At 49.5% G+C, this 5,339-nt stretch carries 7 protein-coding genes and 1 pseudogene; 4 read left to right on the top strand and 4 right to left on the bottom strand.

The features are described 5' to 3' along the window. From AMM33_RS21300 to AMM33_RS21290, 3 genes are all read right to left on the bottom strand, one after another. On the bottom strand, nt 1-431 hold a 431-nt coding region (locus AMM33_RS21300; RefSeq protein ID WP_194945667.1), incomplete at its 3' end, for a transposase family protein. Further along, nucleotides 431-1,429: an aromatic ring-hydroxylating oxygenase subunit alpha gene (locus AMM33_RS21295; protein WP_090143227.1), complete on the bottom strand. Its 999-nt coding sequence runs from the start codon at nt 1,427-1,429 to the stop codon at nt 431-433. The genes AMM33_RS21300 and AMM33_RS21295, both read right to left, overlap by 1 nt. A gap of 77 nt (nt 1,430-1,506) precedes the next feature. Then, complete coding sequence (locus AMM33_RS21290) at nt 1,507-1,914, bottom strand: PaaI family thioesterase (RefSeq protein WP_090143226.1); 408 nt, start codon at nt 1,912-1,914, stop codon at nt 1,507-1,509. 141 nt (nt 1,915-2,055) lie between these two features. Here AMM33_RS21290 and AMM33_RS21285 point away from each other — a divergent pair, with 141 nt between their 5' ends. Next, a complete protein-coding gene (locus tag AMM33_RS21285) occupies nt 2,056-2,895 on the top strand; it encodes a SprT-like domain-containing protein (protein WP_228768297.1) in 840 nt (279 codons plus the stop codon). Between the two features lie 2 nt (nt 2,896-2,897). Further along, a complete protein-coding gene (locus tag AMM33_RS21280) occupies nt 2,898-3,644 on the top strand; it encodes a DUF5131 family protein (protein ID WP_090143225.1) in 747 nt (248 codons plus the stop codon). Here AMM33_RS21280 and AMM33_RS21275 read toward each other — a convergent pair. Then, complete coding sequence (locus tag AMM33_RS21275; protein ID WP_090143224.1) at nt 3,641-4,462, bottom strand: three-Cys-motif partner protein TcmP; 822 nt, start codon at nt 4,460-4,462, stop codon at nt 3,641-3,643. The genes AMM33_RS21280 and AMM33_RS21275 overlap by 4 nt on opposite strands. 153 nt (nt 4,463-4,615) lie before the next feature. On the opposite strand from AMM33_RS21275, the gene AMM33_RS22270 reads away from it, so the two are divergent. Both AMM33_RS22270 and AMM33_RS22630 read left to right on the top strand, forming a co-directional pair. Beyond that, nucleotides 4,616-4,918 carry a hypothetical protein gene (locus AMM33_RS22270; protein ID WP_194945666.1) on the top strand — a complete coding sequence of 101 codons (303 nt, stop codon included), beginning with the start codon at nt 4,616-4,618 and terminating at the stop codon, nt 4,916-4,918. 182 nt (nt 4,919-5,100) lie between these two features. Beyond that, nucleotides 5,101-5,339, top strand: a pseudogene (locus AMM33_RS22630) (hypothetical protein); the annotation flags it as partial.

Here is a 5,339-nt window from a genome sequence, read left to right as displayed (position 1 = left end):
CAGGCCATCTCAACATACTTTTCGCACACGGCCAGAACCTTGTGCGGCGACTCCCCGACAAGACGCGAGACGGCGGCAAATGGCATCTGGCCAGACAGCATCAGAATGAAGGCTTCAAACAGCAAGGTGAAGCCATTAAGTCGCCCGGCAAAATCAGGCTCGACCAACCGCACCGAACCGTTGGGAAGTTTCACGCGAGGCGTGCGAACTTGCAGATGGCACTCGTGTTGAAAGAAGTTCAGGTGCCGATACGTCTTGGCCACCGTGTCGTGCACACCATGCAGCCCATCGTGACCCGAGACTGCAAAGCGACTGCCGACTTTGAAGTCAATCAATATCGTCAAGGTCTTGGCACCTTCGTCGAACTCAACCGAGGCAACGCACCACGGGTCAGTGATGCCCAGGGCAGATTCAAACAGCTTGGCAGTCATCAATTCACGCTCAAAAGTTGATCAATATGGCAGAAGCTTACCCACTCAAATTTCAAGAGAACCCGATATAGCATCTCATGCGTCCAGATCGACCGGTCTGGAGTCTCTGGATAGAACATGTTGATGGATACATAATCTGGGTGCATGATGAAAAATGTCTGCGGAAATAAAGCGTAATAGACTGAGGCGTAATCAAGGATGCGTCGATTCTGTGCAGGGACAGACAGCATCTCTAGAAAATTTGTACGTGCTGCAGCAAGACGTATGTGTGATCCATATTCGTAATGTGCAATTACCCCATTTTTGAAAGATTGGGAAAGCGTATTCCGATGTAGGTAGGGAACATGGTATCCCTCCAAGTAGGTCTTAATGAGCAATTTCCAATTCGCTTGTTTAATGACATGGGTCTTGCGATAGCTCTCGAGCTCATCCAACGCAAAGTGGTCCAAGTCATCACCTATTGGCCCCAAATATTCATCCAGTTCGATTGATTTGCCGTGCGTGGGATGAATCCAAATGAGGCCTGCTCGCTCCACTACAGGCAGTTCAACCAAATTAAATTCCCCCCAGTTCAGGCCCGGGAAATTGTAGGATTTGGTGATGCCCTTGAGTTGACCATCCAGCCCATATGACCAGCCATGAAAGGGACAAACGAACGCTTTTAAGCAAGTCTCCTTACCCGAGACGATGCGTGCTCCCCGATGTCGGCATGTATTTAGAAATCCACGGAGGCGTCTTTCTGCATCACGAACGATGACATAGGGAAACTTCGGCCAGTCACTGAGTAAGTAATCTCCTGCATTACGCACGCTGGATGAATGTCCTGCCACCATGGGGTAATGAGCGAACACTGTCACCATTTCTCGCGCCAAAACCCCTGGGTCTGTGTAGATGCTCACAGGAATTTGAACTATTCGATCAAGCATTTTTTGATCGCGACCTGTTTGATGCAGCGAGGCGAGCAAGTCCAGCGTTTGCTGCTGAATGGATTGACGCATGTTGGTCTCCTTGACAGGGTGGCTTCGGCGCAATATGCCTTGCCCAGTGTGCGCTCTCCTTGGCGGTAAGTAAGGTCTCAAGCGGCCAGAACAACGGTTCCTTGTGCGAGCGCGCACAGTTTTTCCGAGTCAACATCGACGGCGTAGATCTCGCACTGGCAAATGGCCATCCGCTTGCCCACGCTTCGTGCTTGTGCCCTGGCGACCAAATGAAATCCCACGGCGGGACGGCAATAGTTGATTTTGAATTCCGCTGTCAGAGCATTTCCACCAAGTGCCAAACCACCCGCGAAGGTGATGGCATTGTCTGCAAGATAGCTGATCACACCACCATGGACAAAACCATGCTGCTGCTTGTGGTGGCCCTGAATGACCAGCGTCAGCTCTGCACTGTCTTCACTCGACTGTGTCAGCTCAGCACCGATGAATTGACTGAAGGGTTGACTCGCAAAGACCTGCCGAGCGAATGCTTGGATATCTTCCATCACCTGACTCCTTCGTCGTGGATGTTGATGGCGTCTGGCTTAACTGTTTGAGTGCTAAGCCTGCCATGTTTGAAGCTTACAGCTATTTAAAAAAGGACACCTCCCTTTGTCATAAATTGTATTGTGCAATACAATATTTGTGTGAAGACACGAACATTAGCCAAGCAGCCAAACAAAATCAAACCTACGGCACAAGCCTACGCAGAGTTGCAACAGGCTTTTGACCATTTCAATATCAGCTTGTTCGAAGGAAAGTTGCCTCAATGCCTACTCACCCTACAGCGAGAGAAGAAGACATGTGGGTATTTTTCTGCTCAGCGGTTTGGTGATCAGGAGGGCCATCGCGTCGATGAGATTGCCCTCAATCCGGCCTATTTCGCGGTTGAGCCGCTGCAAGAGATCATGCAAACCATCGTGCATGAAATGGTCCACCTGTGGCAGTTCCACTTCGGTAAACCAGGAAGAGGGCGGTACCACAATGATGAATGGGCAGACAAGATGCAAGCCATCGGCTTGATGCCATCATCCACGGGTGCGCCCGGCGGTAGACGTACCGGTGATCACATGGCCGACTATATGATCCCAAGGGGGTTATTTGATCAGGCTTGTCAAGGGCTGCTGGGCGATCAATTCAAGATATCCTGGTATGACCGATTCCCGCCAGTGGAAGCGATCGCAGCATTGCAAATGGTGAATGCTGGTGCCCAGGGTTCAAGCAGTCAATCAGCTCATACACCCGAACCACAGCCACTGGGTGCTTCATTGGCAAGCCAGCACGAGGCGGTGCATGACAACCTGGTTGCCACCGCAGTCAGCGCAGCGCCTATCAATAAAAGTAATCGCATCCGTTACACCTGCAACTGCAAAACCAACATCTGGGGCAAGCCCGCACTGAAGGTTCAGTGCCTGGAATGCCAATCGGAATTTGAAGCCGAGGAATGCTTCTCAGAACCGGCAAGAACTGCTCTCAAAGGAGAATAACCATGGCCACACAATCGACCATTGAATGGACTGAACAGACCTGGAATCCGACCACGGGTTGTACAAAAATCTCGCCTGGATGCAAAAACTGCTATGCAGCTGTTATGGCCAGGCGACTACACGCCATGGGAGCCTCCGGTTACGAAAACGAGTTTGAGCTGACACTTCATCCAAAGCGACTGGAGCAGCCTCTGAATCGCAAAAAACCCACTGTGTATTTCGTAAATAGCATGAGCGACCTGTTTCATGAAGACGTACCCAACTCGTTCATTGATCAAGTTTTTTCAGTGATCGAGAGGACACCACAGCACACCTACCAAATACTGACCAAACGTGCTGATCGTCTGCCGGAATATTTCAAAACACGAACTTGTCCAAAAAACGTCTGGTTAGGTGTTTCAGTCGAAGATCAAAAATACGGTGTTCCACGCATCGACTATCTACGTCAGGTTGATGCACACATCCGATTTTTATCGGTCGAGCCTCTGCTTGAAGACTTAGGTTCATTTGACTTAAGCGATATCCATTGGGTAATCGTCGGTGGGGAGTCAGGCCACAAAGCTCGCCCAATGAAAGAAGAATGGCTGGCCAATGTCAAAAGGCAGGCCGACGCTCAGGGCTGCGCATTTTTCTTCAAGCAATGGGGCGGCTGGGGGGCAGACGGCGTCAAACGCGATAAGAAGTCTAATGGGCGTGTCTTCAAGGGGCGCACATGGGATGCTTACCCAGTCACTCAAATTGCAGCTTAAAACAGCTGTGATTGCCCATCATCTAGGGACTCGCCCCAGAATTTGTGAGCAAGCTCATGTGAGGCGGCAAGCACAAGCCAGTACAAAGGTTGGTTGCTTGAAGCCGTAATCAATTTTTGCTGCGCAGATGGCCACGGACCTAATTTCCTGACTTTTTCCCGCCAGTATTCATAAATACGCTGCTCAAAAGCAGCACGCTGCCCAGAGCGGGGCACCGAATCTCGCCAACCAGGGACAAAGCGATCCAAGCGTGTCTGATCGCTTTCTGAGGCTAGGCTCATCAAGTTGCGCTGCATGTCCATCTGATTGAGATGGATCATCATGTCCATGCGCTTTACGGACGCAAAACTTTGAATAATTGAAAAGTCCAAATCAAGACTGTATGGATCAAGAAATGCCAGATTGAGCCCATAGGGTGTCGGTGTCTGGCCAATCTGTTGAGCCACTTCCGCTGCTTCGTTGACATAGCAGGTCACCGGCGCACCTAGGCGCTTGAGCCGCTCTTGACATGCATAAAGGGCCTCAGGATCTTTGTCGGCAATGATGACGTTCGTGAAAGGCGCTTCATCCTTAACGCTTTGTTTCCAGGCAGCGACGGCGCTGCCATCAATCCAAGCACCAGTATCTCGGACTTTAGATCGACCTGTGCCACAAAAAAGATCAATGAAGGTCGCACCCCCTGTTCCTTTAGGGGGCAAATAGCGCTTTCTGGCGGCTCGGGAAATGCTGATATACCGCACCAGGTAGTCATGCTTTTCCGTTGCCCAATAACCTACATCGTCTGCGATTAAGCCATCATCACCAGGAACTCTCGCCATAAATCTCTTTCTAAAAAATTGAAGAAAATTACCAAATGCCGGATGATCATCGAAAATTTTTTTGAATGGTTTTTACATGGTAATATAAATTTTGTACCTTCCAATCACATGAATTGACATAAAAATCAATTCAAACCATCAAAAAAGACAGCCATGAAAAAATCAATTCCATTCGCATTTATTCTGTCAACTTTTTTTTATTCATCAATTTGTTTTGCCCAAGATCTGAAGACCACATCGGTAATTAAAGATTCACAATTCCTTGCTAATTTTGAAAATCAGAGTTCTCAGGCGATAAGAATTAATTCGGTACAAGTGTTATCTCCCACCAAAAGTGGTGTTGAATCAAAAATTCTGAAAAACATTGTTGTTTCTTTGACCCTTTCGCCTGGTTCCTCTGCACCCATATCCATGGCCCCAGTGCAGCTGGTGCGTGAGTCAATCCACCGAACTTAAGATATAATTATTGACGCAACTCATTGATTTAATTGAAGTTTTTCTTATTTTCTCTCGCCGCAACATGACAACCACCATGATAAGAAAATATAGGGTTAACCCTTGGGTCATCGCCTCTTGATGACCTGACCTCTGTCTTTGCCAAGCTGGGTCAGTTCATACACAGCACCGCCTTTGCAGATTTGGCCCGAGGTGCCCAGTCCACCGCCTTTGTTCGCCAACGCAAACTGCCCCTGCCTTGTCTCGTGGGCGCTTTGCTCAGCCAACGCTCTCAATCTCAGCAGCTGATGCTGGACTCGTTTTTCGCCAGCTTGGCCGGTCACCCAGGCCTGCAGCGCGGCGCCTCTGATCGCGCCTTTGCCCAAGCACGCRACAMWYKSRRKYYSSCMATGGCTTGCAAGCATTGGGCCATGCGGATGTG

This window comes from Limnohabitans sp. DM1 (assembly GCF_001269385.1).
GTDB lineage: Bacteria > Pseudomonadota > Gammaproteobacteria > Burkholderiales > Burkholderiaceae_C > Limnohabitans_A.
This window is presented reverse-complemented; position numbering and strand designations above follow the sequence as displayed.